Source organism: Kitasatospora griseola (genome assembly GCF_014648555.1).
In the GTDB taxonomy this organism is placed as follows: domain Bacteria; phylum Actinomycetota; class Actinomycetes; order Streptomycetales; family Streptomycetaceae; genus Kitasatospora; species Kitasatospora griseola.
Map to the genome: position 1 here is coordinate 1 of NZ_BMRI01000006.1, position 23,281 is coordinate 23,281.

Here is a 23,281-nt window from a genome sequence, read left to right on the forward strand (position 1 = left end):
TCGCGGACCAGCCGCCACGGAGATCACCGCCACCGCATCACAACGCGCAGTTGATCAATTACCCAACACTTTCTCAGCCGTGCACGCGCAACAACAGGCCGTGCAGGACGGCGCGTTCGGCGGCGGTCAACGGGGCGAGGACGGCGTCCTGGACGTCGCGGGCCAGGGCGTCGAGTTCGGCGAGCCGGGTGGCGCCGGCGGGTGTCAGCGTGAGGGTGAGGCGGCGACGGTCGGCGGGGTCGCGGGTGCGGTCGAGCCAGCCGGCGGCGGCGAGTTGGTCGGCGGCCTTGGCGAGGTCACTGGGGTCGAGGCGCAGACGGGTGGCGAGGTCGCGCTGGGTGTGCGGGCCGAAGTCGGCGAGGGCGGCGAGGGCCGCGTGGTGGTGGAGCCGCAGTCCGTCGGCGGCGAGGAGTTCGGCGAGGCGGTTGCGGGCGTCCTTGCCGACCCTGGAGAGCAGATAGGTCGTCAACTCCAGCAGTGCGGGCGGGGTTTCGGTCGGGTCGGCCATGTCGAACATGGTAGGGGCCGTCCTATAGTGGGTCCAGACCCACGATTCGCTCCGAAGGGATTGCCCGTGGACGCGCTCCATCCCCGCCTGCTGGTCGCCGAGTTCGCCGCCTGCTTCGCCTTCTACGACGCCGTCCTGCCCCCGCTGCTCGGCGCGCACCTGGTCAAGGGCACGGCCGCCGGGCCGTACGCGCACTGGGACGTGGCCGAGCAGGCCGTGCTGGTGCTGTTCGACCGGGCGGCGATGGCCGCCACCCTCGGCACCGCCCCGACGCCGGCGGACGCTCCCCCGGCCGACACCGGCATGTTCGTCTGCCGGGTCGCGGACGTGGACACCGCGTACGCGCTCTGCCTGACGCACGGCGCGACGCCCGCGCTGGCGCCGACCGACCGCCCCGAGTGGGGGCCGACGCTGCGCAGCGCCCATCTGCGCGACCCGCAGGGCACGCTGATCGAGCTTCAGTCGTACTGATCGCGGGGTCCGCTCAGTACGCTGGCGGGGTGTGCTGGAGCGCCGGGGCCGATCTGCTCGTCGGCAGCGCCGTCACGGCGGTCGGGGTCGCCGCGGTGCTGCGCGCCGGTTCAGGTCCTCAACTGCCGTTGGCCGCGCTGCCGTTGCTGCTGGGCGTGCACCAGCTGGTGGAGGCGGGCGTGTGGTCGGGCTGGGCGTGGGCCCGCACGGCATGGGCGGTGATCGCACTACCGCTGCTGCCGGTGTACGTGCCGGCGGCGGTGTGGTGCGCGACCGGCCGCCGCTCGGCGGCATGGTTCACCGCGCTGGGCGCGGCCGTCGCCGTCCCCCTGACCCTTGCGCTCGCCCGGCACCCGGTGACGGCGCACCCGCACGGCCACACCCTCGACTACGCCATCGGCGTCCCGGCCGCCGCCCTGCTGCTGGCGGGTTACCTGGCCGCCACCGTGGGCGCGCTGCTCTGCTCGGGCGACCATCGGCTGCGCCGCCTCGGCATGGTGCTCGGCGCGGGCGCGCTCGCCTGCGGCCTGCTGTGGCAGCTGGCGTTCGTCTCCACCTGGTGCGCGCTGGCCGCCGTCGCCTCCGTCCTGCTGTACGACCGGGCCCGCCGAACCGCCGTCAACTCCCGCTCCCCACAACATCGATGAGCGCCGGCGCGTCCTGCACCGAGCCGCCCGGGTGGGGAACGGGGACGGGGTACAGCACCCCGCGCACCGTGCGGGCGGTGCTGAGCCTCGTCACCCGGACGCACCGGTAGTCCACCGTCCCCGCCGAGCTCCTGCCCTTCAGTCCGACAGCCGGACGAAGCGGCGGCCCGCGTCCAGCAGCCGGGGCAGCGCCTGCGCGTAGCCGGGGCCGGTGCCCGCGTCGGGGTGGTTGAAGTGGCTGATCACCACCGATCCGGGTGGGGCCGCGGCCACCGTCCGCGCCACCTGGTCGGCGGTGAACGTCGCCCCGGCGTCGGCGTTCACCGCGAACCCGGCCACCCGCTCGCCGAGTTCGTCGACGATCCGCACCGCGACCTCGTCGTAGTGCGCCGTCCCGGAGCGGAACCAGCGCGGTGGCGTTCCGAGCAGCCCGGCCAGCTTGGCCGCGTTGTCCGCCACCTCCTGGTAGGCGGCCGCGGCGTCCGCGGTGCCGGTGATGCCGTACGCCGAGCGGCCGGTGACGGACAGCGGGCGGTGCGCGGTGCCGTGGTTGCCGAGTTCGAACAGCGGGTCGGCGGCCAGTTCGCCGAACGGCCCGGGGTTGGCGTCGATCCACCGGGCGTTCAGGAACAGCGTGGCGGGCACCCGGTGCCGGCGCAGGGTGTCGATCAGCGCCGCGTCGTAGCCGTTCCCGCCCGACCCGCCGCAGGCGTCGAAGGTCAGCGCGAGCGCCCCGTCCGGAACCTCGGCGACCACCCCGGGCAGGTCGGTCCCCCACCGGGTGGGCCGCTGCCCCGCGTACCGGGCGAGCACCGCCTCGCGGCTCGGCGGCGCGGAGGTGGCGGGCGCGGTGACGGAAGCGGAGGGGGACGGCGGCGGGGACGGCTCGGCCGCCTCGGGAGCCGCCGGTTCCGGGCGGGCGCGGGCGCAGCCCGCCGCGAGTCCGAGGGCCGCTGCCAGTACCGTTCGCCGTCCGACCATTGCTCCGCTCCTGACCGTTCGTCACCGTTCATCGTGACCACCGCCACGAGTGTCACTTCCGGGCCGGGCGGGTGCCATCTGCCAAGCTCGGCCGTATGGCTTCTCCCAACCGACCGCTCTATCTGCAGTGGACCACCGTCGCCCCGGTGATGGCGTTCATGCTGCTCCTGGCGACCTGGCACCGTGAGATGCCGTGGCCGGTGGTGACCCTGGTGGCGTGCTTCCTGGCGGTGTCGGTGGTGGCGGCCGTGCACCATGCGGAGCTGATCGCCCATCGGGTCGGCGAGCCGTACGGGTCACTGGTGTTGGCGGTCGCCGTCACCATCATCGAGGTGGCGCTGATCGTGACGCTGATGGCGGACGGCGGCGACAAGACCGCGGGCCTGGCCCGGGACACCGTGTTCGCCGCCGTGATGATCACCTGCAACGGGATCCTCGGGTTGTCCATCCTGGTCGGCGCGCTGAAGTACCGGGTGGCGGTGTTCAACGCGGAGGGCACCGGCGCGGCGTTCGGCGCGATCGCCACGCTGGCGACGCTGAGTTTGGTGCTGCCGACGTTCACCACCTCCACGCCGGGTCCGGAGTTCTCGCCGACCCAGCTGGTGTTCGCGGCGACCGCCTCGATCGTCATCTACGGGCTGTTCGTCTCCACCCTGACGGTCCGTCACCGCGACTACTTCCTCCCGGTCACCCCGGCGGGCGAGGTGGTCGACCCGATGGACGAGCACTCCGACCCGCCGACCCTGAAGATGACGCTGATCAGCGTGGCGATGCTGTCCGTCGCCCTGGTCTCGGTGGTCGGCCTGGCCAAGGGCGTGTCCCCGACCATCGAGCGCGGGGTGGAGTCGGCGGGGCTGCCGAACGCGGTGGTCGGCGTGGTGATCGCGCTGATGGTGCTGCTGCCGGAGTCGATCGCCGCCGTCCGGGCCGCCGTCCGCAACAAGGTGCAGATCAGCCTCAACCTGGCGCTCGGCTCGGCGCTGGCCTCGATCGGCCTGACCATTCCGGCCGTCGCGATCGCCTCCACCTGGCTGAGCGGGCCGCTCGAACTCGGCCTCGGCGCCAATCACATGATCCTGCTGGCGTTGACGGTGGCGGTCGGCACCCTCACCGTCATCCCCAAGCGCGCCACCCCGCTCCAGGGCGGCGTCCACCTGGCGATCCTCGGCGCCTACCTGGTCCTCGCCGTCAGCCCGTGAGTCGTCAGCCCGTGAGCCGACGGCGGGGAACCAGGTCCGCCGTCACTCCACGGTGACGCTCTTGGCCAGGTTGCGCGGCTTGTCCACGTCCCGGTCGAGGGCCACCGCGGCGTGGTAGGCCAGCAGTTGGAGCGGGATGTTGAGCAGCAGCGGGTCGAGTTCCGGCTCGCTCTTCGGGACCACCACGCAGTGGTCGGCCAGCTTCGCCTCGATCGGCCGGTGGGCGATCGCCAGCACCCGCCCGGAGCGGGCCTTGATCTCGCCGAGCGTGGTCAGGTTCTTGTCGAGCAGCTCGTCGTCCGGCACCAGCGCCACCGTCGGCAGTTCGGGGCTGATCAGCGCCAGCGGGCCGTGCTTCAGCTCGGAGGCGGGGTACGCCTCGGCGTGCACGTAGGAGATCTCCTTGAGCTTCTGCGCGCCCTCCCGGGCCACGGGGTAGCCGCGCACCCGGCCGACGAACATCATGCCCTGGCTCTCGGCGTACTCGGCGGCGAGCTTCTCGATCTCCGCCTGCTGCCCGAGCATCTCCCGGATCTGCTCCGGCAGCGCCTTCAGCGCACTGACGATCCGCCGGCCGTCGGCGGGCGACAGGTCGTGGATCCGGCCGAAGTGCAGCGCCAGCAGCGCGAACGCCACCACGGTGGAGGTGAACGCCTTGGTGGAGGCGACCGAGATCTCCGGGCCGGCGTGCAGGTAGATGCCGCCGTCGCACTCGCGGGCGATCGCCGAGCCGACGGTGTTCACCACACCCAGCACCCGGCCGCCCTTGCGCTTGATCTCCTGCACCGCCGCCAGCGTGTCGTAGGTCTCGCCGGACTGGCTGACCGCCACGTACAGGGTGTCCGCCTCGATCACCGGGTTGCGGTAGCGGAACTCGGAGGCCGGCTCGGAGTGCGCGGGGATCCGGGCCAGCTCCTCGATCAGCTGCGCGCCCATCTCGCCCGCGTAGTACGCCGAGCCGCAGCCGAGGATCTTCACCCGGCGGATCTCCCGCAGCTCCCGGGCGTCCAGGTTCAGCCCGCCCAGGTGTGCGGTGGAGAACCGCTCGTCGAGCCGGCCGGACAGCGTGCGCTCGACGGCGCCGGGCTGCTCGTGGATCTCCTTCAGCAGGTAGTGCGCGTAGCCGCCGGTGTCGTACGAGCCGATCTCCCAGTCGACGGTGGACGGCTGCCGGGTGACGGTCCGGGCGTCCTCGGTGAACGTCCGGAAGCCGTCGGCGCGGACCGTCGCCAGCTCGCCGTCCTCCAGGTGCACCACCTGCCGGGTGTAGCGGACCAGCGCGGAGACGTCGGACGCGGCGAACATCTCCTTCTCCCCGATGCCGAGCACGATCGGGCTGCCGTTGCGGGCCACCACGATCCGGTCGGACTGCTCGGCGTCCAGCACCGCGATGCCGTACGTGCCGACCACCAGCTTCAGCGCGGCCCGCACCGCGTCCTCCAGCTCGCCGCCGTCGGCGCGGTGCGCGGCGATCAGGTGGGCCAGCACCTCGGTGTCGGTCTCCGAGCGGAACACCGCACCGTCCGCGGCCAGCTTGGCGCGCAGCTCGTCGGCGTTCTCGATGATGCCGTTGTGCACCACCGCGATCCGGCCCTCGTTGTCGGTGTGCGGGTGCGCGTTCGCGTCCGACGGCACGCCGTGGGTCGCCCAGCGGGTGTGGCCGATGCCGGCCCCGCCCTTGAACCGGGCCGGCAGCGCCGCCGCCAGGTCCGCGACCCGGCCCTTGACCTTGCACACCTTCAACTTCGCCGGGACGGACTTGGTGGCGGGGGCGACCACCGCCACGCCCGCCGAGTCGTATCCCCGGTACTCCAGTCGCTGCAGGCCCTCCAGCAGGAAGGGCGACGCGTCCTTGGGGCCGATGTAGGCCACGATTCCGCACATGGGCGTGGACTCCTGGTGTTCGAGGGTTTTCGGGTGGACTCGGGGCCTGCGCCGCTTCGGCCGGTCAGCCGTAGACCAGCCGCCGCAGCTGACGCACCGACAGCTCCGGCGCGGCCACCCGGCGGGCGGCCAGCTCCGCGCCCAGCCGGGCGAAGATCCGATCGTTGGTCAGGCCCCTGGCCTGGAGCTCACCGTGACGGCGGCGCACGTACTCCTCCGTGGTCTCGGAGAAGTACGCCAGCACCTCCGCGACGACCCGGGCCGCCTCCCCGGGGGCCAGCGCTGTGGTCCGGGCGAGATGGGCGAGCAGGTCCTCATGAGGGTGTGGTGAGACAGGCACGGTCGGTGAGCCTAGGCGTGAAGTGTCCATTTGCCAAAGATCCTGCCCGAAATCGGGCAGGACGGCGAACGGGAGCCCGCCCGCTCGGTACCGTGAGGGCATGCGCGCACTGGACGACGATCAGGTACGGGCCCTGCGTACCCGGGGGCAGGGCATCGGCGGCGGAGTCGCCTTCGGCACCGCCGCCGAGACGGTCGAACGGGTGGTCGGCATCCAGGCCCAGGACGCCCGGCCCGCCGCGATCGGCATCGGGGTCAGGACCCGGGGCATCACCGCCGCCGATGTCCGGCTGGCCCTGGAGGAGGACCGCACCCTGGTCCGGGGCTGGTTCCTGCGCGGCACCCTGCACATCGTCACCACCGCCGACCTGCGCTGGCTGCTCGCCCTGCTCGGACCGCGCTTCCTGCGCCTGAGCGCCCGCCGCCACCGCGAGCTGGGCCTGGACGAGGCTCTGTGCGACCGGGCAGAGACGGTGATCATGGACACCCTGGCCGCCTGCGGCCCGTCCACCCGCGAGGAGCTGACGGACCGGCTGGCCGCGATCGGCGTCCCGGAGCGCGGCCAGGAGGCGTTCCACCTGATCCGCCGGACGGCACTGCGCGGCCTGATCTGCCACGGCCCGTCCCGGAACGGCGCCGCCACCGCCGTCCTGCTCGCCGACTGGCTGCCCGACGCCCCCGAGGGGCCCACCGGGGAGAGCGCCGTCACCGAACTGGCCCGCCGCTACCTGCGGGCCTACGGGCCGGCCGCACCCGAGGACTTCGCGGGCTGGTCCGGCCTGCCCGTCACGGCCGCCCGACGCGCCTGGCGGACCCTCGACGCGTCCGGCGAACTCCTCCACGTCCTGGTCCGCGAGCAGGACTGCGCGCTCCCCGCCGACCGGGCCGACGAACTCGACCTGGCCCCGCTGCCCGCCCCCGACGTACGGCTGCTGCCCGGATACGACAACTACCTGGTCGGCTACCGCTCCTCGGAGCTCTCCGTCCCGGCCGCCCACGAGAAGCGGATCCGCCCCGGCGGCGGCCAGATCCACGCCGCCGTCCTGGTCGACGGACTCGCCCGCGGCACCTGGTCCCCGCACCACGGCCGGGCCGACATCACCCTCTTCGACCCGCCGCCCGCCGTCCCCGTCCCCGGGCTCGCCGACGGCATCGCCATCGCCGACGACGACCTGGCCCGCTTCCTGCGGACGCGCTGACGTGGCGCCGCCTCGGCTCGACTCCGCCGCGAGCCCGGGCGCAACCGATCGCCGCCGCGGCGCGTAGTGCTTCAACGACGGCCGAACGGGTGAGCAGGGGCGTGCCTGGGATGTGGGGCTGTCGTTGAAGGACGGTGCGCAGCCGGTGTACGGGTGATCGCGGCCCGGCACTTGCATCCGTCGGCGGTGTCCGACCGGCGGTTTCCGGCGGTCACCCCGCAGGATGGGCCGCGTACTGTCCGTGTCGATCACAGGGGGACCGTCCGTCATGCAACCGCGTGTGTTCGCCGTCGTCACCGCCGTCCTGCTGGCCGCCCTCGGCCTCGGGGCGGTCCTGGTCACCGACTGGACGCCCAAACCGGCCACCGCCGCCGCCACCCCCGCCGACCCGGCGGGCCCCACCGCCGCCGCGCCCGGCTCCGCGTCCCCCTCCCCCACCGGCGACCCGGCGGTGTGGACCCGCTCCACCCTGCGCAACAAGCTGATGTCCGAGATGGACGCCGCCGACCCCGGCGTCGCCCTCGCCGACCTCGACAGGATCTCCAAGGCCAAGCCGTACACCGTGCGGTTCTGCCACCCCATCGCCCACGAGCTCGGGCACGCCGCGGTGAAGCGCTACCACCAGGACTTCCAGAAGGTCATCTCCTTCCCGCACGAGACCTGCGCGGCCGGCTACCTGCACGGCGCGGTCGAGGAGATGCTCGCCAACTCCCAGGACCCCCAGCACGACATCCTCACCCTGTGCGCCCCCGCCAACACCGGCCCCTGCATCCACGGCGTCGGCCACGGCATCATGTTCGTCACCAAGCAGGACATCCCCTCCGCCCGCGCCCTGTGCGACAAGTTCCCCTCCCAGAACCGCCGCATCACCTGCTCCGAGGGCGTCTTCATGCAGCTCTTCGCCCCCGACGAGGAGGACGAGAAGGCCAAGGCGAACCTCCCCGCGGACAAGCTCGCCGCCGAACCGCTCTACCCCTGCCCCGAGCAGCCGTCCCTCTACCAGTCCGCCTGCTTCTTCTACGCCCCCACCTTCTTCCTCTCCTCCCACGACTACCCCAATCACCCCGAGGCCTTCGCCCAGGCCCTCCAGTGGTGCCTCAACGCCCAGGCAAGCGGCGGCGAGAACGACTGCTCCCGCGGCGTCGGCTCCCGCACCATGAAGTACAACCTCGACCGCGAGGACTGGGCCGCCCAGCAGTGCGCCACCGCCAAGGACGCCTGGCAGCGCAAGGCCTGCGCCCAGGGCCTGGTCAGCTACTACACCGTCAACTACACCGACAACGGCGCGGCCGGACGCCTCTGCGCCAAGATCACCGACAAGGAGATCCAGGGCTACTGCCGCTCCGCGGGCGGGCTGTCCAGCACCCTGGACTGAACCAGTAGCAGCACCACCAGGGGCGCGGGGCACTGCGCGACAAGCGCACATCACGTCCGTAAGGTCGCGAGCACGTGCAGGTCATTGTCCGGCGTCGCGATCTTGCGGTGGGTGCGTTCCCCTTCGCGCAGTTCCCCGCGCCCCTGATTTCGAGCCCGCCTGCGTTCGCTCCTCGCTGCTCTACCCTTCCCTCCCATGAACGACGACTTCCGAAGTGCCGCTCAGGCCGCCGCGCAGCTGGTGGCGGACTATCTCGACGCGCTGCCCTCGCGCCCGGTGTGGCAGCCGATGGACCCCGCGGAGCGCTCCGCGCTGCTGGAGCTGGAGCTGCCGGAGGACGGGGCGAGCTTCGAGGAGCTGCTGACGGCGGTCGAGTCGCGGATCATGCCGTATCCGATGGGCAACGGAAGTCCCCGGTTCTTCGGGTGGGTGAACTCCGCGCCGCAGCCCGCGGGTGTGCTGGCGACGCTGGCCGCGTCCGCGATGAACCCGAGCTCGGCGGGCGGCGACCACGCGGACGTCCATCTGGAGCGGGCGGTGGTGCGGTGGATCGCGGAGCTGGTGGGCTTCCCGCACCCGCCCGGCGGCGGTCTGCTGACGTCCGGGACGTCGATGGCGACCATCGTCTGTCTGGCCGCGGCCCGCAGCCGCGCGGCGCGCACCGCGGGGTGGGACGTCCGGGCGGACGGGCTCGCGGGGATGCCGCCGCTGGTGGGGTACGTCACGGGCGAGGCGCACAGCTGTGTGCGCAAGGCCGCGGAGCTGCTCGGGCTGGGCTCGAAGCACCTGCGGGTGGTGGCCGCCGACGAGGACGGCCACCTGCGGCTGGACAGTCTCGAAGCGGCGGTCGCCGAGGACCGCGCCGCGGGCCGGCTGCCGTTCCTGGTGGTGGCGTCCGCAGGAACCGTCGGCACCGGCGCCGTCGACCCGTTCGAGCCGATCGCCGAGCTGGCCGCCCGCGAAGGGCTGTGGTTCCACGTCGACGGCGCGTACGGCGCGTTCGGGGTGCTGGACCCGGCGATCGCGCACCGCTACCGGGGGCTCGACCGCGCCGACTCCCTCGCCCTGGATCCGCACAAGTGGCTGGGCGTGCCGGTCGACTGCGGCTGCGCGCTGGTGCGGGACGCGGCGGAGTTGCGGGGCACGTTCAGCCTGGTGCCGTCGTACCTGCGGGACGAGGACGCGGGCGGTCTGGGCTGGTTCTCGGAGTACGGCACCGAGCAGACCCGTCCGTTCCGTTCGCTGAAGGTGTGGGCGTCGATCGCGCACCGCGGCCGTTCGGGGGTGGCCCGGGACGTCGCGCACTGCACCGCGCAGGCCCGGCGGCTGGGCGCTTGGGTGGAGCAGGACCCGGAGTTGGAGCTGCTGGCGCCGGTGGAGACGTCGATCGTCGCGTTCCGGTACCGCCCGTCCGGCCTCGACGAGGAGGCGACACAGCAGCTCAACTCCCGTCTGCCGGTGGCGGTCCAGCAGCGCGGCCGGGTGTTCGTGACCGGCGCGGTGTACCGCGGGCGGGAGATGCTGCGGGCCTGTCTGCTGAATTCCGCGACCACGGACGAGGATCTGCGGCTGCTGCTGGCCGAGGTGAAATCGGCCGGTGCGGAACTCCTGGACCGGGGCCGCACGTCAGAGTGATCGCGGGAGCGGATCAGCGCCGATCCGACGGGGGCCGCGCAGACATTAACCGTCGGGTCACGGGGGGTTCGTGATCGTGAAACAGCGGAGCGCCACCATTCAGGCATGGATGACACGGCGTACACCCACAGATTCGGTACGAAGCGGCAGCGCTGGCGCCGGGAGGCGGTCGAGCTCGCGGCGGTGTTCGCGGCGGTCGCGGCCGCCGACCTGGTCGCGAACGTCGTGGTGCACGGCCACGACGGGCCGGTGCTGCTGTTCGCCTCCGCCGGGGCGCTGCTCGCCGCCACGCTGTTCCGCGTCCGGCTGGCGCACCGGCACCCGCCCGGCCCGGACGCCCTCGCACCACCGGGCGGGCCCGAGGTGAGCACCGTCGAGGAGCCGACCGTGCTGTGGCGGCTGCGGACCAGTGTCGCGGACGCGCCGGGCAGCCTGGCCCGGGTGTGCACGGCGTTGGCGGAGCGGCAGGTGAACATCGTCTCGATGCAGGCGCACCCGCTGCCCGACTGCACGGTGGACGAGTTCATCGTGCGCGCGCCGGCCTCGCTGGCCCGGGCCGAGCTGGTGGCTGCGGTCGCGGCGGGCGGCGGCCGGGACATCTGGTCGGACCGGGCGGACGCCCACGAGCTGGTGGACGTGCCCCGGCAGGTGCTGGCGCTGGCGACCCGTACCGCGCTGGACGCGGCGGAGCTGCCGGTCGCGCTGCGGCAGTTGTTCGGGCGGGCGGCGATCCGCCAGTACCCGGGGCGGGGCGCCGCGGCGCAGCCCGGCGTGGACGGGCACGTGATGCGGCTGCCGCTGCCGAACGGGGACCTGTTGGAGCTGTCCCGGCCGAGTCTGCCGTTCACGCCGACCGAGTTCGCCCGGGCCCGGGCGCTGGTGGAGCTGGACACCCTGCTGGGCCCGCGGGTGCCGCAGGTCGCGGCGCGGATCAGCCGCCCGGCGGGGGGCGACCTGACGGTGCGCCGGGCCACGCCGGCCGACAAGGAGGCGGCGGTGGCGATGCACGCCCGGTGCTCGCCGGAGTCGCTGCGGCGGCGCTACCACGGGCCGGTGAAGGACGCCGACCGCTACCTGGACCACCTGTTGGACCCGCGGCACGGGCAGACCCTGGCGGTGGAGACCGCGCAGGGCCGGCTGGTGGCGCTGGCGCACCTGATGTGGGACGACGAGGGCGCGGAGATCGCGCTGCTGGTCGAGGACGCCTGGCAGCGCCGCGGCCTGGGGGTGGACCTGGTGCGGCGGATGGCGGCGCTGGCGCTGGAGGCGGGCGTGGGCACGGTGTACGCGGTGACGACGGCGGCGAACACCGGGCTGATCTCGACCATGCGCCGGCTGTCGGCGCCGCTGGACTACCAGATGGAGGAGGGCACCCTGGTGATCACCGCGCACCTGTCGGAGGCGACGGAGAAACTGCCCGCGCCCTGGGCGGCGCGCTGACGGCCCGTCGGGCCCGGTGGCGCGTCCTCCGGGCCCGTCGCGGCGCCGCCTCGGCCGGGTGTGGCGCGGGCCGGTATGTCGCCCCTGCTCAAGTGTGCGGGCGGGAGTCGGTAGGCTGAGTCCGTCCATGCCGCCCGTGGGTCGTCGAACGACCTGGGCGGTGCCGCAGCAAGGAGGAACCCCTGAGCATGCCAGGCACCGATTCGGAAGCCGCGCGCGACGCCTCGCTGCCCGCCCGCGCAAAGATCGCCGTGACGGCCGGCAAGATGGCGGCCGCGCTGTCCCAGAAGGCCGGGCGCGGCAGTGGGTCGGTGATCGGCGGCAAGGTCGCGCTCAAGCTCGACCCGGATCTGCTGAAGACCCTCGCCGAGCACCTGGACGTGGTCCTGGTCAGCGCCACCAACGGCAAGACCACCACCACCCGGCTGATCGCCGAGGCCCTGCGGGCGGCGGGCCCGGTGGTCTCCAACGCGCTGGGCGCGAACATGCCGGCCGGTATCACGGCGGCGCTGGCGGGCGGCACGGACGCCCGGTTCGGCGTCATCGAGGTGGACGAGAAGTACCTGCCGATGGTCGCCCGGGACACCCGGCCGAAGGCGATAGCGCTGCTGAACCTCTCCCGTGACCAGCTCGACCGGGCCGCCGAGACCCGGATGATGGCCGAGAAGTGGCGCGAGGGCCTGAAGGACACCGAGGCCGTGATCATCGCCAACGCGGACGACCCGCTGGTGACCTGGGCCGCCTCGTCCTGCAAGAAGGTGGTCTGGGTGGCCGCCGGGCAGGCGTGGAAGGAGGACGCCTGGTCGTGCCCGTCGTGCGGCGGTGTGATGCAGCGTCCGGGCGACGACTGGTTCTGCGGCGAGTGCGGCTTCCGCCGTCCGAACCCGCACTGGGCGCTGCAGGGCACCCACGTGATCGACCCGCACCGCGGCGCCTGGCCGATCCAGCTCCAGCTGCCGGGCCGCGCCAACCTGGCCAACGCGACCAGCTCGGCGGCGGTCGCCGCGGTGTTCGGCGTGGCCCCGCAGGTCGCGCTGCAGCGCATGCAGGCGGTGGCGGCGGTGGCCGGCCGCTACGACGTGGTGCAGTTCCGCGGCCGGGACATCCGGCTGCTGCTGGCGAAGAACCCGGCCGGCTGGCTGGAGACCTTCTCGCTGATCGACGGCCCGCCGGCGCCGGTGATCCTGTCGGTGAACGCGATGGACGCCGACGGCACCGACACCTCCTGGCTGTGGGACGTCGACTACGAGCGCCTGGCCGGCCACCCGATCTTCGTGATGGGCCAGCGCAAGCTCGACCTGGCGGTCCGTCTGGAGGTCGCCGGCCTGCAGTTCCAGGTCGTCGACTCGCTCTCCCAGGCGGTGGACGCCGCCCCCGAGGGCCGCATCGAGGCGATCGCCAACTACACGGCGTTCCAGCAGCTGCGCAAGGCCGTGGTGGCCTGATGAGCGACCAGCAGCACTACCAGCAGTACGGCGGGCAGCCGTACGACGGGCAGCAGTTCGACGACCGGCAGTACCAGCAGCAGGCGTACGGCGACCAGGCGTACGGCGAGCAGCAGGCGTACGGCGAGCAGTCGTTCGCGGAGCCGCAGCACCCGCAGCAGTACGACGGGCAGCAGTTCGCCGGGCAGCAGCGGGGGTTCGACGAGCCGCAGCAGCAGTACGGGGGCGGTGCGCCGGAGGCGGCGCCGCAGTACGGGAGGTCTTCCAGGATGAGCGAGAGCAGCCTGCGGGTGGTCTGGGTGTACCCGGACCTGCTGTCCACGTACGGCGACCGCGGCAATGCGCTGGTGGTGGAGCGCCGGGCGCAGCAGCGCGGGCTCGGGGTGCAGCGGATCGACGTGCGCTCCGACCAGTCGGTGCCGACCAGTGGCGACATCTACCTGATCGGCGGCGGTGAGGACCGCCCGCAGCGGCTCGCGGCCGAGCGGCTGCGCAACGACGGCGGGCTGGTCCGGGCCGCCGAGAACGGTGCGATCATCTTCTCGGTCTGCGCCGGGTTCCAGATCCTGGGCCACGAGTTCATCAACGACCTCGGCGAGCGCGAAGCGGGCCTGGGCCTGCTGGACGTGTGGACCACCCGCGGCGAGGGCGCGCGCTGCGTCGGCGACGTGCTGGCGGAGGTCAATCCGCAGCTGAGTCTGCCGCAGCTGACCGGTTTCGAGAACCACCAGGGCATCACGCACCTCGGCGAGGGCGTCAAGCCGCTCGCCACGGTGCAGGTCGGCCGGGGCAACGGCACCGGCGACGGCACCGAGGGCGCCTGGCGCGACACCGTGTTCGGCACCTACCTGCACGGCCCGGTGATGGCCCGCAACCCCGCCGTCGCCGACCTGCTGATCAAGCTGGCGCTGGACGTGAACGCGCTGCCGCCGGCGGACACCACCTGGTACGACGCGCTGCGTACCGAGCGGATCGCCTCGGCGGCCCGCCCGGCGTAGCCGCCGACCGTTGGCCCGGTGGACGGCTGACCGCCATGTGGTCGGCCGTCCCCGGTGGGACAACTTCATAGGAGAATAAGGAGAGCCCGGGCGCAACACCCTCCTCGGCGGTCGGGTCGCAGTTACGTGTGGTGCGTCGAGGAAGCCGCCCCCGCGTCGGTTTCGGCTCGGCCGGACGCAGGAACCGTATGCTGTGCAGCAGATCCGATTCGGGCACTATGTCCGATTCTCACCCACCAGTCCGGCCGTCCGAATCCTGCTCGGGAGTTGGCAAAGCAATGCGTATTGGTGTCCTGACCAGTGGCGGTGACTGCCCCGGCCTGAACGCCGTCATCCGTTCCGTGGTCCACCGGGGGGTGGTCGACCACGGCGACGAGATCATCGGGTTCGAGGACGGCTGGCGCGGTCTCCTGGAGGGCGTCCACCGCCCGCTGACGCTCGACTCGGTGAGCGGCATCCTCGCCCAGGGCGGCACGATCCTGGGTTCCTCCCGGGTCCAGCCCAGCCACCTGCGCGACGGCGTGGAGCGCGCCAAGAAGTACTGCGCGGACCTGGGCATCGACGCGGTGATCCCGATCGGCGGCGAGGGCACCCTGAAGGCCGCGAAGCTGATGAGCGACGCGGGCCTGCCGGTGATCGGCGTGCCGAAGACCATCGACAACGACATCGCCTGCACCGACGTCACCTTCGGCTTCGACACCGCCGTGTCGGTGGCCACCGAGGCGCTGGACCGGCTGAAGACCACCGCCGAGTCGCACCAGCGCGTCATGGTGGTCGAGGTGATGGGCCGGCACACCGGCTGGATCGCCCTGAACGCGGGCATGGCGGCCGGCGCGCACGCCATCGTCGTCCCCGAACGGCCCTTCCACATCGACAAGTTGACGGACGTGGTGCGCGAGCGCTTCGACCGGCAGAAGAAGTTCGCGATCGTGGTGTGCGCCGAGGGCGCCAAGCCCGAGCCCGGCACCATGGCCTGGGAGGAGGGCACCAAGGACATGTACGGCCACGAGCGGTTCACCGGCATCGCCACCCAGCTCTCCCGCGAGCTGGAGCACCGCCTCGGCAAGGAGGCCCGCCCGGTCATCCTCGGCCACACCCAGCGCGGCGGCACCCCGACCGCCTACGACCGGGTGCTGGCCACCCGGTTCGGCTGGCACGCCGTGGAGGCCGCGCACAAGGGCGCGTTCGGCCACATCACCGCCCTGCAGGGCACCGACATCCGGCTGGTGCCGCTGGGCGAGGCCGTCGCCGAGCTGAAGACGGTCCCGTCCGACCGCTACCTGGAGGCGGAGACCGTCATCTGACGGCTCGTCACCCCGGGGGCGCGTCGTGGTTCACCCCGCACGCCCCCGGGGATAGCCTTCGCCGCATGGAGATCCTCGCGTACGGCGTCCAAGCAGACGAACAGCCGCTTCTGGAGCAGGCCTTCACGGGCCGGCACTCGCTGCGCACCCTCGCCGTGTTCCTCGACCGCGACACCGCGCCGATCGCCGCCGGCTACCCGGCCGTCAGCAGCAGCGTCAACGACGTCCTCGACGCCGAGACCCTCTCCGTCCTCGCTGCCGGCGGCACCCGGCTGGTCGCCCAACGCGCCACCGGCTTCAACAACATCGACCTCGACGCCGCCGCCCGACTCGGCCTCACCATCGCCCGGGTCTCCCACTACAGCCCGTACGCGGTCGCCGAACACGCCTGGGCGCTCGCCCTCGCCGTCAACCGCCGCCTGGCCCGCGCCGCCAACCGCTCCCGCGAGTTCGACTTCCGCCTCGACGGCCTGATGGGCCGCGACATCCACGGCATGACCGTCGGCGTCATCGGCACCGGCAAGATCGGCGAGTGCTTCGCCCGCATCGCCGCCGGCTTCGGCACCCACCTCCTCGGCTGGGACATCGCCCCCAACCCCGCCTGCCTCGACCTCGGCATGCACTACACCGAACTCCCCGAACTCCTCACCCGGGCCGACCTGATCAGCCTCCACGTCCCCCTCCTCCCCGCCACCCACCACCTCATCGACGCCGCCGCCCTGGCCCGGATGAAGGACGACGCGATCCTCATCAACTCCAGCCGCGGCGGCCTCCTCGACAGCGCCGCCCTCGTCGAGAACCTCCGCGCCGGACGCCTCTCCGGCGTCGGCCTCGACGTCTACGAGGAGGAGACCGGCGTCTTCTTCACCGACCGCTCCATCCACGGCATCACCGACGACACCCTCGCCCGCCTCATCACCTTCCCCCAGGTCCTCGTCACCAGCCACCAGGCCTACTTCACCCACACCGCCGTCGGCCAGATCATCGACGCCACCGCCCGCAACATCGACGACTTCGCCGCCGGCCGCACCAACGAGAACACCCTGGTGCCGAAGGCCTGAGGAATCACGCCGCACCCCTGCAGGCGCGCTGCCGGGCCGGGGCTGACCGATGATTCGGACAGCCCGGTCCGATTCCTGGGGGGCGCCCCCGGCGCCACCCCCGCCGACCTGTCCATCGCCTTCACCAGCCTCGCCGCCGCCGAGGCGGGCACCGCCGCCCGGCCGTACGACACGATCACCACCCGGCGCCGCCGCGTCCCGGTCCGCCACACCCGCGGCATCGGGCCCGCGGACCTGGTGCGCAACAACCGCCTCGGGGAGATCCTCGTCGACGGCGCGCGGGGCCTGGTCACCCTCGACGGCGCCCCGCTGCACTCCGACGCCGCCCAGGAAGTCTCGCTGAACCGCCTCTACTTCCTGTGAGCGGGAGCGCCGGCGGCACCGGCGGAAACACTCCCGTCGCCGGGGGCGCTGACCGGCGCGCCGTAAGCGACGCCTAGGCTGGGTCCGAACGAAACCGACCAAACCGGACCCGCGGCACCGCGTGGGGACGGACGGCATGGACGAAAGCGGGGCCGCCCGATGGGCGACGGCATGACCGGGATGCACCACCACGGCGGGGGGCCCCTGCCGTCGTTCACCCTCTCGCGGGCCATGGAGTTGTCGCCGGACTGGCCGTACCTGGCCTTCTGCGCGCTCGCCTTCGGCCTGTACCTGTTCGGGGCGGTGCGGCTGTGGCGGCGCGGCGACAAGTGGCCGGTCGGCCGGCTGGTGGCCTGGACGGCCGGTGTCGGCACGGTGTTCCTGGTCACCAACACCAAGCTGAACGACTACGGCATGGTGCTGTTCAGCGCCCACATGATGCAGCACATGGTGCTGTCCATGCTGTCCCCGATCCTGCTGCTGCTCGGCGCGCCGATCACGCTGACGCTGCGCTCGCTGCGCCCGGCCCGCAAGGGCAGCGGGCGCGGGCCGCGCGAGCTGCTGGTCGCGCTGCTGCACAGCCGGCTGGTGCGGATCGTCTCGCACCCCGCGTACACCATCCCGATCTTCATCGCGAGCCTGTACGGGCTGTACTTCACCCCGCTGTTCGACTACCTGATGAAGTACCAGATCGGGCACCTGGCGATGATGCTGCACTTCCTCGCCGTCGGCATGCTGTTCTTCTGGCCGATCATGGGCGTCGACCCGGGCCCGCACCGCCCCGGCTTCGTGATGCGGATCCTGGAGCTGTTCATGGGCATGCCGTTCCACGCGTTCTTCGGCGTGGCCGTGATGATGGCCTCCGGGCAGCTGGTCAACACCTTCACCTCCGAGCTGGCCCCGGTCGGCACCGACCTGCACGCCGACCAGCAGCTGGCCGGCGGCATCACCTGGGCGTTCGGCGAGATCCCCACCGCGATCGTGCTGATCGCCCTGACCCTCCAGTGGGCCAAGTCCGAGGAGCGGCAGGCCCGCCGCCGCGACCGGGCCGCCGACCGTGACGGCGACGCCGAGCTGGTGGCCTACAACAAGTACCTGGCCTCGCTGAACCGCGGCGCCGCGAGCTGACCGCAGCTCCTCCTCGAAGTCCGTCCGGAGCTCCTCCGGGCGGACTTCGCGTTCCCGGGGCGCTCAGCCGATGCCCTGGCGGTCCGGGGCGAGCGCGAACAGCCGGTTGTCATGGTCGCGGACGGCCTCGGCGACGGCCCGTTCCAGCAGCTGCCGCTGCACGAGCAGCGGGGGGCGCCGCGGCTCGGGGGTGATCCGCAGCAGGTCGTCGAGGGCGGCCACCAGGCGGCGGGTGACCTGGGGCTGGCCGGCGCCGCAGATCCGGATCTCGGTGAACGCCAGGTCCACCGTCGCCTCCCACCCCGGCACCGGCTGCACCAGCCGCACCGCGCCGTCCCGGTCGCGGTGGCGCAGCTCGCCCAGGTGGTAGGGGGCGAGGACGGCGAGCAGCTGGTGGATCCGGTCGACGGCCTGCACGGCGGTGGTGGGGTCGTTGACGGCGGGCGACAGGGCGCGGATGGCGATGTCGACGAGCTGGCGGAAGCCGAAGCTGAGGTCCTGGTGCATGGTGCGTTCGACGCCGACGTTCAGCGCGGTGGTGATCCACCCGGGCCGGGGCGGGGTGCCGCCGACGACCAGCACGGTCGGGGTGCCGGGCGCGATGAAGTCGCCGATCCGGGGCACCAGGTGCAGCACCGTGCCGTGCCGCCGGGCGACCCGCACCAGCCGGCGGATGTTCACGTCCCGCAGCACGCCGGCCCGCCCCTCGTGCAGCAGCGTCGGCCCCTGCGGGCCGAGGCCGTCGGCGGGTTCCGGGTTCAGCCAGCGGTAGGCGAGCAGCACCTGCAGCGACTCGCGGGTGACCCGGTCGATCACGTGCGGCACGCGCAGCAGCCGAAGCGTCGCCTGCACGTACAGCACGAACAGGCCCAGGCTGAGCATCACCAGGACGAGCGCGACGACCGTCGACACGATCGGGACGGAGACGGCGCGCGTCGGGTCGGTGGTGTCGTCGTAGCCGAGCTGCACCAGCAGGGTGAAGACGAACGTCGCCAGGCAGGTGGAGAACGTCGCCTTGGTCAGCCGGCTGCGCACGTACAGGCGCAGCACCCGGGGGCTCATCTGCCCGGCGGCCATCTGGAGCGACACCAGGGAGATCGAGAACACCACGCCGATGAAGGTGAGCATCGCGGAGCTGATGGTCGACACCACGCTCTTCGCCGCGGTGGCGAACGACAGCAGGGTGTCGGCGGTCTGCTCGGCCGTCGCCTCGGCGAAGATCTCCTGGTCGATCAGGTCGGTCAGCCCGGCCAGCAGCACCGCCGCGACGCACGCCACCAGCGGCCCGAACCAGAACGACTCCCGCAGGTGCTCCCGCAGCGGCGACAACGCCCGGTAGTGCGGCCGCCGGGCCCGGCCACTGTGCTGCTCGCTCATCCCGCCAGGCTAGATGCGGGCCCGCCCGGGCCCCGGGAGCGACGCTTCCTGTTCCCGTGCGGGCACCGGCCGACGGGCCCGGCGGTCGGTTGCGCGAGGTCACAGGGCTGCTCGCCGGGGTGGCCGACGCCGGCGGACCGGGCCCGAACTGACCTGCCGTCAGCACCACCTGCCCGGTTCGGCCCGGACGCCGGCGGCCCCGGCGTCGGCGATCCGGCCGCGCAGCATCAGGTCCAGCACGGCCAGGAACCGCTCGGTGCGCGGGCGGCCGAGGACGAAGGGGTTGGGTCCGTCGGGGTGGGCGCGGAGCTGTTCGGCGCGTTCGAGGCCGAAGTCGGTGGGGTGGTGGGAGAGTTCCACGTCCGCACCGGCCCGGACGGCCCGGGTGCGGAAGGACCGGACGGAGGAGAGGTAGGTGCGCAGCTCGGGGAGGCCGGCGGGCGGGAGGGTGCCGCCCCACAGCATGGCGGTGTGGCGCCGGGCGCCCGCGCGGACGGGGATGATCGGGGAGACGGTGCCCGGGGTGTGGCCGGGGGTGTGGTGCAGGCGGATCGTGGTGCCGCCGAGGGTGAGGCGTTGGCCGTCGAGGATGTCCAGGTCCCGGGCGGGGGCGTCGGCGGGTGCGGTGCGGGCGATCAGGTCCCAGTCGGCGGGGTGCATCAGGACGCGGGCGCCGTAGCGGTCGGCGAGCAGCTGCGCGCCGCCGAAGTGGTCGTAGTGGCCCTGGGTGACGACGACGTACTTGAGCGTCGCCGGGTCGGCGCCCAGCGTGCGCAGCCCGGGGACGATGACGTGCTCCGCGTCCGCCGGTGAGGTGAGCGCGTCGATCAGCACGATGCCGTGGTCGGTCAGCACGGCCGTCGCGGAGACCCAGCCGGCGCTCAGCACGGCGAGGTCGTCGAAGAGCTTGAGGGGCGCCGGTGCGGGCGGGAGCGGGGCGGTCGCGCCGGGGGTGAGCGCGGTCACGAGTGCGCACAGCACCGGGTCGTCGCCTGCCAGTTCGCGGGCGCGGTCGTAGTGGTCCTGTGCCTCGACGGCGGCTGCGGCGGCCTGCGCGGGGGCGGTGAGCGGGCCGGCGAGGGCGAGGGTGGCGAGGAGGCCGAAGGTGCGCCGGGAGAGGGTCATGCGGTTTCTCCTTGCTGGTGCCATGTGGTTTCTCGTTGCCGGCGCGTGGTCAGCCGAGGGCGTGCAGCGCGGCCTCGGTGGCCCGGGCGATCAGCTCGTCGTCCGAGGCGGCGTCCGGTCGGGCGCGGTCGGACAGGACGACGATCACCACGGGGCTGCGGCCGCCGTCGGGCCAGGCGACGGCGATGTCGTTGCGGGTGCCGTGGTCGGCGTTGCCGGTCCGGTCGGCGACCTTCCAACCGGCGGGGACGCCCGCCCGGATGTACGGGCCGCCGGTGGTGTTGGCGAGCATCAGGTCGGTGAGCATCCGGCGCCGGTCCGCGGGCAGGACGTCGCCGAGGACGTACTGGCGCAGGTCGGCGGCCAGCGCGCGGGGTGTGCTGGTGTCGCGGGTGTCGCCCGGGGCGGTCTCGTTGAGCGTCGGCTCGGTGCGGTCGACGTGCGTGGTGATGTCACCGAGGTCGCGCAGGGCCTGCTGGACGGCGGCGGGGCCGCCGACCTCGGCCGTGACGAGGTTGGCCGCGGTGTTGTCGCTGTGGTCCAGGGACGCGGCGAGCAGGTCGCGCAGCGTCATGCCGGTGTCCACGTGCTTCGAGGTGACCGGGGCCCACTTCAGCACGTCCGCCTGACGGTACGTCACCACCTTCGCCAGGTCGGCGTCGGAGGCGCGGCGCAGCAGGGCGCCGGCGGCCAGGGCCTTGGAGGTGGAGGCGAACGCGAACCGCTCGTCCGCGTGGTGGGTGATCTCGCGGCCGCTGCCGGTGTCCAGCACGTACACGCCGAGGCGGGCGCCGAAACGCTGTTCGAGCTGTTGGAAGGGGTCGGCGGCGGGCGCTGCGGCAGGGGGATCGGGCCTGGGCGCCGGCGGCTGGTGTGCGCATCCGGCCAGCAGGGCGGCCGCGAGCAGGGGCGCGGCGAGCAGGGCGGTGCGGGGCGTCGTGGTGTGCATGGCCGACAGCCTGCGTCGGCCGATTCGGTTGCACAAAGACGGAATTGACACTTCTCATGCGTTCTCCGCATACGATGCGCCAGTGGCCTTGGTGGGGGCGTGCCGGGTGTTCGTCCAGGTGGGCGAGCGCGGGAGCTTCACTCTGGGCGCTGCGGCGGCCGGGGTGCCGCAGCCGGTGGCGAGCCGGCGGATCGCCGCGCTGGAGCGGCACTTGGGCGGTCTGCTGTTCGACCGCTCGGGCCGCCGGGCCGCGCTGACCCCGTTCGGGCGGGATCTGCTGCCGTCGGCGAGGCGGCTGGTCGAGCTCGCGGACGCGCTGGAGTACGACGCCGAGCAGGCCCGGCTCCGGCCGCTGGCGTTCGCCGTCCCCGAGCTCTTCCCGGTCCGACCGCTGGCGCAACTCGACGCGGAGGCAGGCGAGTTGGGGATGGTGCTGGGTTTCCGGCCGGCGGGCCCGGCGGCGCGGGCGGAGCTGCTGAACGCCCACGAGGTGCGCCTGGCCCTGGTCGCGGTGCCGCCGGGCGAGGCCGGTTGGGCCGTTCCGCTCGGGGTGGCGGGCGCGGTCGTCACCGACCCGCGGCCGTTGCGCGTCGAGTCGCTGCGGCCCGGGCGGGCGCAGTCCACGTTCCGGCGGATCTGGGTCCAGCCGGAGGACGACCTCCCCCACGTCCGCGGCCGGTTGGAGCAACTCGGCCACCGCGCGGCCCTGTTGCCCGCGCAGATCGCGCTCGCGCCCTCGCTGACCGCGGCCGTGTCCGAGACGCTCCGGTCCGACGCCCTGCTGCTGTGCTCGTCCGCGCAGGCCGAGGAGTACGGGCTGTTCTGGCGGTCGCTGGCGGGCGATCCCGTCGCGCGCGGCTACCGGTTGCGGGCGGCCGGCGGCGTCGACGCGCGGGCGGTGGGCGAGGCGCTCCGGGAGCCGATCGGGCACTGCCTGGGTGTGCCGGCCGACGGGCGGGTGCGGCCGTGAACGTGCAGCGGGCCGTCCGGGAGCTCCGGGCGGCGCTCGGCGACGCGGGGCTGTCCGGCTCCTACCTGGTACGGGACTTGGACTCCGACGCGGAGCTCGGCATCAGCCCGGACGTCGAGCTGCCGATCGCCTCGTTGGCGAAGATTCCGCTCGCGCTGGCGGTCGCGGAGCGCATCGAGGACGGGCGGCTCGATCCGGCGGCGACGGTCGAGGTGCCGCCGGGGCGGATCACGACGGCGGGTCCGGTGGGGCTGAGCAGGTTCCGGCACCCGACCCGGATCGCCGTCGAGGACCTGCTGTACCTCAGCACCGCGATGAGCGACAACGGCGCGGCGGACGCGCTGTTCGGCCTGGTCCCGCCCGCCGAGGTCGACCGCACCCTGGTCCGGGCCGGTCTCACCGGCATCGCCGTCCGCCACGCGATGGACGAGCTCACCCGGACCCCGGTGGAGCGGTTCGAGCCGGCCGAGGTCCACCTCGCGCAGTCGCCGGCGATCGACGCCCGCACCGCCGGGCGCGGGCACCCCGTCCCCCAACTGGACGTCGGCCGCGCGAACTCCGGGACGGCCCGGGCCTGCGTCGACCTCCTCCACGCGCTGTGGGTCCCGACCCGCGTCCCCGCCGCGGCCGCCGCCCGGGTGCGCTCCCTGATGGGCCTGAACGTGATCCGGCACCGGCTCGCGCCCGACTTCGACTCGGACGCCTCCCGGTGGTCGTCCAAGACCGGCACGCTGCTCAACCTGCGCCACGAGATCGGGGTGGTCGAGCACGACGACGGCTCCCGGTACGCCGTCGCGGCGCTGACGGAGTCCACCGTGCCCGCGGCGGTCCAGCCGACGGCGGAGGCCGTGCTGGCCCGGGTGGCCCGCGGGCTGCACGACCT

21 protein-coding genes and 1 pseudogene are annotated in these 23,281 nt (G+C 73.3%); 15 read left to right on the forward strand and 7 right to left on the reverse strand.

Annotated elements, in window-relative coordinates; genetic code table 11:
• Positions 1-73 precede the first annotated feature (73 nt).
• On the reverse strand, positions 74-508 hold the full coding sequence (locus IEZ12_RS09585) for a MarR family winged helix-turn-helix transcriptional regulator (RefSeq protein WP_189271615.1): 435 nt from the start codon (positions 506-508) through the stop codon (positions 74-76).
• Between the two features lie 66 nt (positions 509-574).
• Between IEZ12_RS09585 and IEZ12_RS09590 the strand changes: the two genes are divergently transcribed.
• Together IEZ12_RS09590 and IEZ12_RS09595 are read left to right on the forward strand one after the other, a co-directional pair.
• Positions 575-979 carry a VOC family protein gene (locus IEZ12_RS09590; protein WP_189271616.1) on the forward strand — a complete coding sequence of 135 codons (405 nt, stop codon included), beginning with the start codon at positions 575-577 and terminating at the stop codon, positions 977-979.
• Between the two features lie 29 nt (positions 980-1,008).
• The gene (locus IEZ12_RS09595) at positions 1,009-1,626 is read left to right on the forward strand and encodes a DUF6629 family protein (protein WP_189271617.1); all 618 of its coding nucleotides are present in this window, start codon (positions 1,009-1,011) and stop codon (positions 1,624-1,626) included.
• Positions 1,627-1,764: 138 nt separating this feature from the next.
• Here IEZ12_RS09595 and IEZ12_RS09600 read toward each other — a convergent pair whose 3' ends face one another.
• Positions 1,765-2,607 carry a polysaccharide deacetylase family protein gene (locus IEZ12_RS09600; RefSeq protein WP_189271618.1) on the reverse strand — a complete coding sequence of 281 codons (843 nt, stop codon included), beginning with the start codon at positions 2,605-2,607 and terminating at the stop codon, positions 1,765-1,767.
• A gap of 95 nt (positions 2,608-2,702) precedes the next feature.
• On the opposite strand from IEZ12_RS09600, the gene IEZ12_RS09605 reads away from it, so the two are divergent.
• Positions 2,703-3,806 (forward strand): calcium:cation antiporter, encoded by a 1,104-nt coding sequence (locus tag IEZ12_RS09605; RefSeq protein ID WP_189271619.1) that lies wholly within the window; start codon positions 2,703-2,705, stop codon positions 3,804-3,806.
• Positions 3,807-3,848: 42 nt separating this feature from the next.
• Here the strand turns inward: IEZ12_RS09605 and glmS are convergent, their stop codons facing one another.
• On the reverse strand, positions 3,849-5,690 hold the full coding sequence (glmS, locus tag IEZ12_RS09610; RefSeq protein ID WP_189271620.1) for a glutamine--fructose-6-phosphate transaminase (isomerizing): 1,842 nt from the start codon (positions 5,688-5,690) through the stop codon (positions 3,849-3,851).
• Positions 5,691-5,754: 64 nt separating this feature from the next.
• Complete coding sequence (locus tag IEZ12_RS09615; protein WP_229847378.1) at positions 5,755-6,030, reverse strand: hypothetical protein; 276 nt, start codon at positions 6,028-6,030, stop codon at positions 5,755-5,757.
• Positions 6,031-6,130: 100 nt separating this feature from the next.
• On the opposite strand from IEZ12_RS09615, the gene IEZ12_RS09620 reads away from it, so the two are divergent.
• The 10 genes and pseudogenes from IEZ12_RS09620 to IEZ12_RS09660 all read left to right on the forward strand — a co-directional run bounded on the left by IEZ12_RS09620 (position 6,131) and on the right by IEZ12_RS09660 (position 17,977).
• Complete coding sequence (locus IEZ12_RS09620) at positions 6,131-7,228, forward strand: winged helix DNA-binding domain-containing protein (RefSeq protein WP_189271621.1); 1,098 nt, start codon at positions 6,131-6,133, stop codon at positions 7,226-7,228.
• Between the two features lie 268 nt (positions 7,229-7,496).
• Positions 7,497-8,603 carry a hypothetical protein gene (locus IEZ12_RS09625; protein ID WP_189271622.1) on the forward strand — a complete coding sequence of 369 codons (1,107 nt, stop codon included), beginning with the start codon at positions 7,497-7,499 and terminating at the stop codon, positions 8,601-8,603.
• A gap of 195 nt (positions 8,604-8,798) precedes the next feature.
• Entirely contained in the window at positions 8,799-10,238 is a 1,440-nt protein-coding gene (locus IEZ12_RS09630) for a pyridoxal phosphate-dependent decarboxylase family protein (protein WP_189271623.1), read from the forward strand.
• Positions 10,239-10,343: 105 nt separating this feature from the next.
• Complete coding sequence (locus tag IEZ12_RS09635) at positions 10,344-11,678, forward strand: GNAT family N-acetyltransferase (RefSeq protein WP_189271624.1); 1,335 nt, start codon at positions 10,344-10,346, stop codon at positions 11,676-11,678.
• Positions 11,679-11,866: 188 nt separating this feature from the next.
• The gene (locus tag IEZ12_RS09640) at positions 11,867-13,123 is read left to right on the forward strand and encodes a Mur ligase family protein (protein ID WP_043907891.1); all 1,257 of its coding nucleotides are present in this window, start codon (positions 11,867-11,869) and stop codon (positions 13,121-13,123) included.
• A gap of 269 nt (positions 13,124-13,392) precedes the next feature.
• A complete protein-coding gene (locus IEZ12_RS09645) occupies positions 13,393-14,121 on the forward strand; it encodes a type 1 glutamine amidotransferase (RefSeq protein WP_189271855.1) in 729 nt (242 codons plus the stop codon).
• A gap of 278 nt (positions 14,122-14,399) precedes the next feature.
• On the forward strand, positions 14,400-15,425 hold the full coding sequence (locus IEZ12_RS09650) for a 6-phosphofructokinase (RefSeq protein ID WP_043907892.1): 1,026 nt from the start codon (positions 14,400-14,402) through the stop codon (positions 15,423-15,425).
• Positions 15,426-15,490: 65 nt separating this feature from the next.
• Positions 15,491-16,486, forward strand: a complete 996-nt coding sequence (locus IEZ12_RS09655) for a 2-hydroxyacid dehydrogenase (RefSeq protein ID WP_189271625.1) — start codon at positions 15,491-15,493, stop codon at positions 16,484-16,486.
• An 81-nt stretch (positions 16,487-16,567) separates the two neighbouring features.
• A pseudogene (locus IEZ12_RS38060) lies at positions 16,568-16,849 on the forward strand (urease subunit alpha); the annotation flags it as partial.
• Between the two features lie 180 nt (positions 16,850-17,029).
• Positions 17,030-17,977, forward strand: coding sequence for a cytochrome c oxidase assembly protein (locus IEZ12_RS09660; RefSeq protein ID WP_189271856.1), 948 nt, complete (start codon positions 17,030-17,032; stop codon positions 17,975-17,977).
• 63 nt (positions 17,978-18,040) lie between these two features.
• Here the strand turns inward: IEZ12_RS09660 and IEZ12_RS09665 are convergent, their stop codons facing one another.
• The 3 genes from IEZ12_RS09665 to bla all read right to left on the reverse strand — a co-directional run bounded on the left by IEZ12_RS09665 (position 18,041) and on the right by bla (position 21,428).
• Positions 18,041-19,354, reverse strand: a complete 1,314-nt coding sequence (locus tag IEZ12_RS09665) for a DUF2254 domain-containing protein (protein WP_189271626.1) — start codon at positions 19,352-19,354, stop codon at positions 18,041-18,043.
• A gap of 159 nt (positions 19,355-19,513) precedes the next feature.
• Positions 19,514-20,479 carry an MBL fold metallo-hydrolase gene (locus IEZ12_RS09670; RefSeq protein ID WP_189271627.1) on the reverse strand — a complete coding sequence of 322 codons (966 nt, stop codon included), beginning with the start codon at positions 20,477-20,479 and terminating at the stop codon, positions 19,514-19,516.
• A 49-nt stretch (positions 20,480-20,528) separates the two neighbouring features.
• Positions 20,529-21,428, reverse strand: a complete 900-nt coding sequence (gene bla, locus IEZ12_RS09675) for a class A beta-lactamase (RefSeq protein ID WP_189271628.1) — start codon at positions 21,426-21,428, stop codon at positions 20,529-20,531.
• An 82-nt stretch (positions 21,429-21,510) separates the two neighbouring features.
• On the opposite strand from bla, the gene IEZ12_RS09680 reads away from it, so the two are divergent.
• Positions 21,511-22,398: a LysR family transcriptional regulator gene (locus IEZ12_RS09680; protein ID WP_229847379.1), complete on the forward strand. Its 888-nt coding sequence runs from the start codon at positions 21,511-21,513 to the stop codon at positions 22,396-22,398.
• Positions 22,395-23,281 (forward strand): serine hydrolase (locus tag IEZ12_RS09685; RefSeq protein WP_189271630.1); only part of this gene is annotated, 887 nt, incomplete at its 3' end. The genes IEZ12_RS09680 and IEZ12_RS09685, both read left to right, overlap by 4 nt.

Coding starts and splice junctions, on each gene's coding strand:
- IEZ12_RS09620 (WP_189271621.1), top strand. CDS start 6,131: ATGCGCGCACTGGACGACGATCAGGTACGGGCCCTGCGTACCCGGGGG.
- IEZ12_RS09640 (WP_043907891.1), top strand. CDS start 11,867: ATGCCAGGCACCGATTCGGAAGCCGCGCGCGACGCCTCGCTGCCCGCC.
- IEZ12_RS09600 (WP_189271618.1), bottom strand. CDS start 2,607: ATGGTCGGACGGCGAACGGTACTGGCAGCGGCCCTCGGACTCGCGGCG.
- IEZ12_RS09650 (WP_043907892.1), top strand. CDS start 14,400: ATGCGTATTGGTGTCCTGACCAGTGGCGGTGACTGCCCCGGCCTGAAC.
- IEZ12_RS09605 (WP_189271619.1), top strand. CDS start 2,703: ATGGCTTCTCCCAACCGACCGCTCTATCTGCAGTGGACCACCGTCGCC.
- glmS (WP_189271620.1), bottom strand. CDS start 5,690: ATGTGCGGAATCGTGGCCTACATCGGCCCCAAGGACGCGTCGCCCTTC.
- IEZ12_RS09635 (WP_189271624.1), top strand. CDS start 10,344: ATGGATGACACGGCGTACACCCACAGATTCGGTACGAAGCGGCAGCGC.
- IEZ12_RS09625 (WP_189271622.1), top strand. CDS start 7,497: ATGCAACCGCGTGTGTTCGCCGTCGTCACCGCCGTCCTGCTGGCCGCC.
- IEZ12_RS09585 (WP_189271615.1), bottom strand. CDS start 508: ATGGCCGACCCGACCGAAACCCCGCCCGCACTGCTGGAGTTGACGACC.
- IEZ12_RS09670 (WP_189271627.1), bottom strand. CDS start 20,479: ATGACCCTCTCCCGGCGCACCTTCGGCCTCCTCGCCACCCTCGCCCTC.
- IEZ12_RS09645 (WP_189271855.1), top strand. CDS start 13,393: ATGAGCGAGAGCAGCCTGCGGGTGGTCTGGGTGTACCCGGACCTGCTG.
- IEZ12_RS09665 (WP_189271626.1), bottom strand. CDS start 19,354: ATGAGCGAGCAGCACAGTGGCCGGGCCCGGCGGCCGCACTACCGGGCG.
- IEZ12_RS09655 (WP_189271625.1), top strand. CDS start 15,491: ATGGAGATCCTCGCGTACGGCGTCCAAGCAGACGAACAGCCGCTTCTG.
- IEZ12_RS09630 (WP_189271623.1), top strand. CDS start 8,799: ATGAACGACGACTTCCGAAGTGCCGCTCAGGCCGCCGCGCAGCTGGTG.
- bla (WP_189271628.1), bottom strand. CDS start 21,428: ATGCACACCACGACGCCCCGCACCGCCCTGCTCGCCGCGCCCCTGCTC.
- IEZ12_RS09660 (WP_189271856.1), top strand. CDS start 17,030: ATGCACCACCACGGCGGGGGGCCCCTGCCGTCGTTCACCCTCTCGCGG.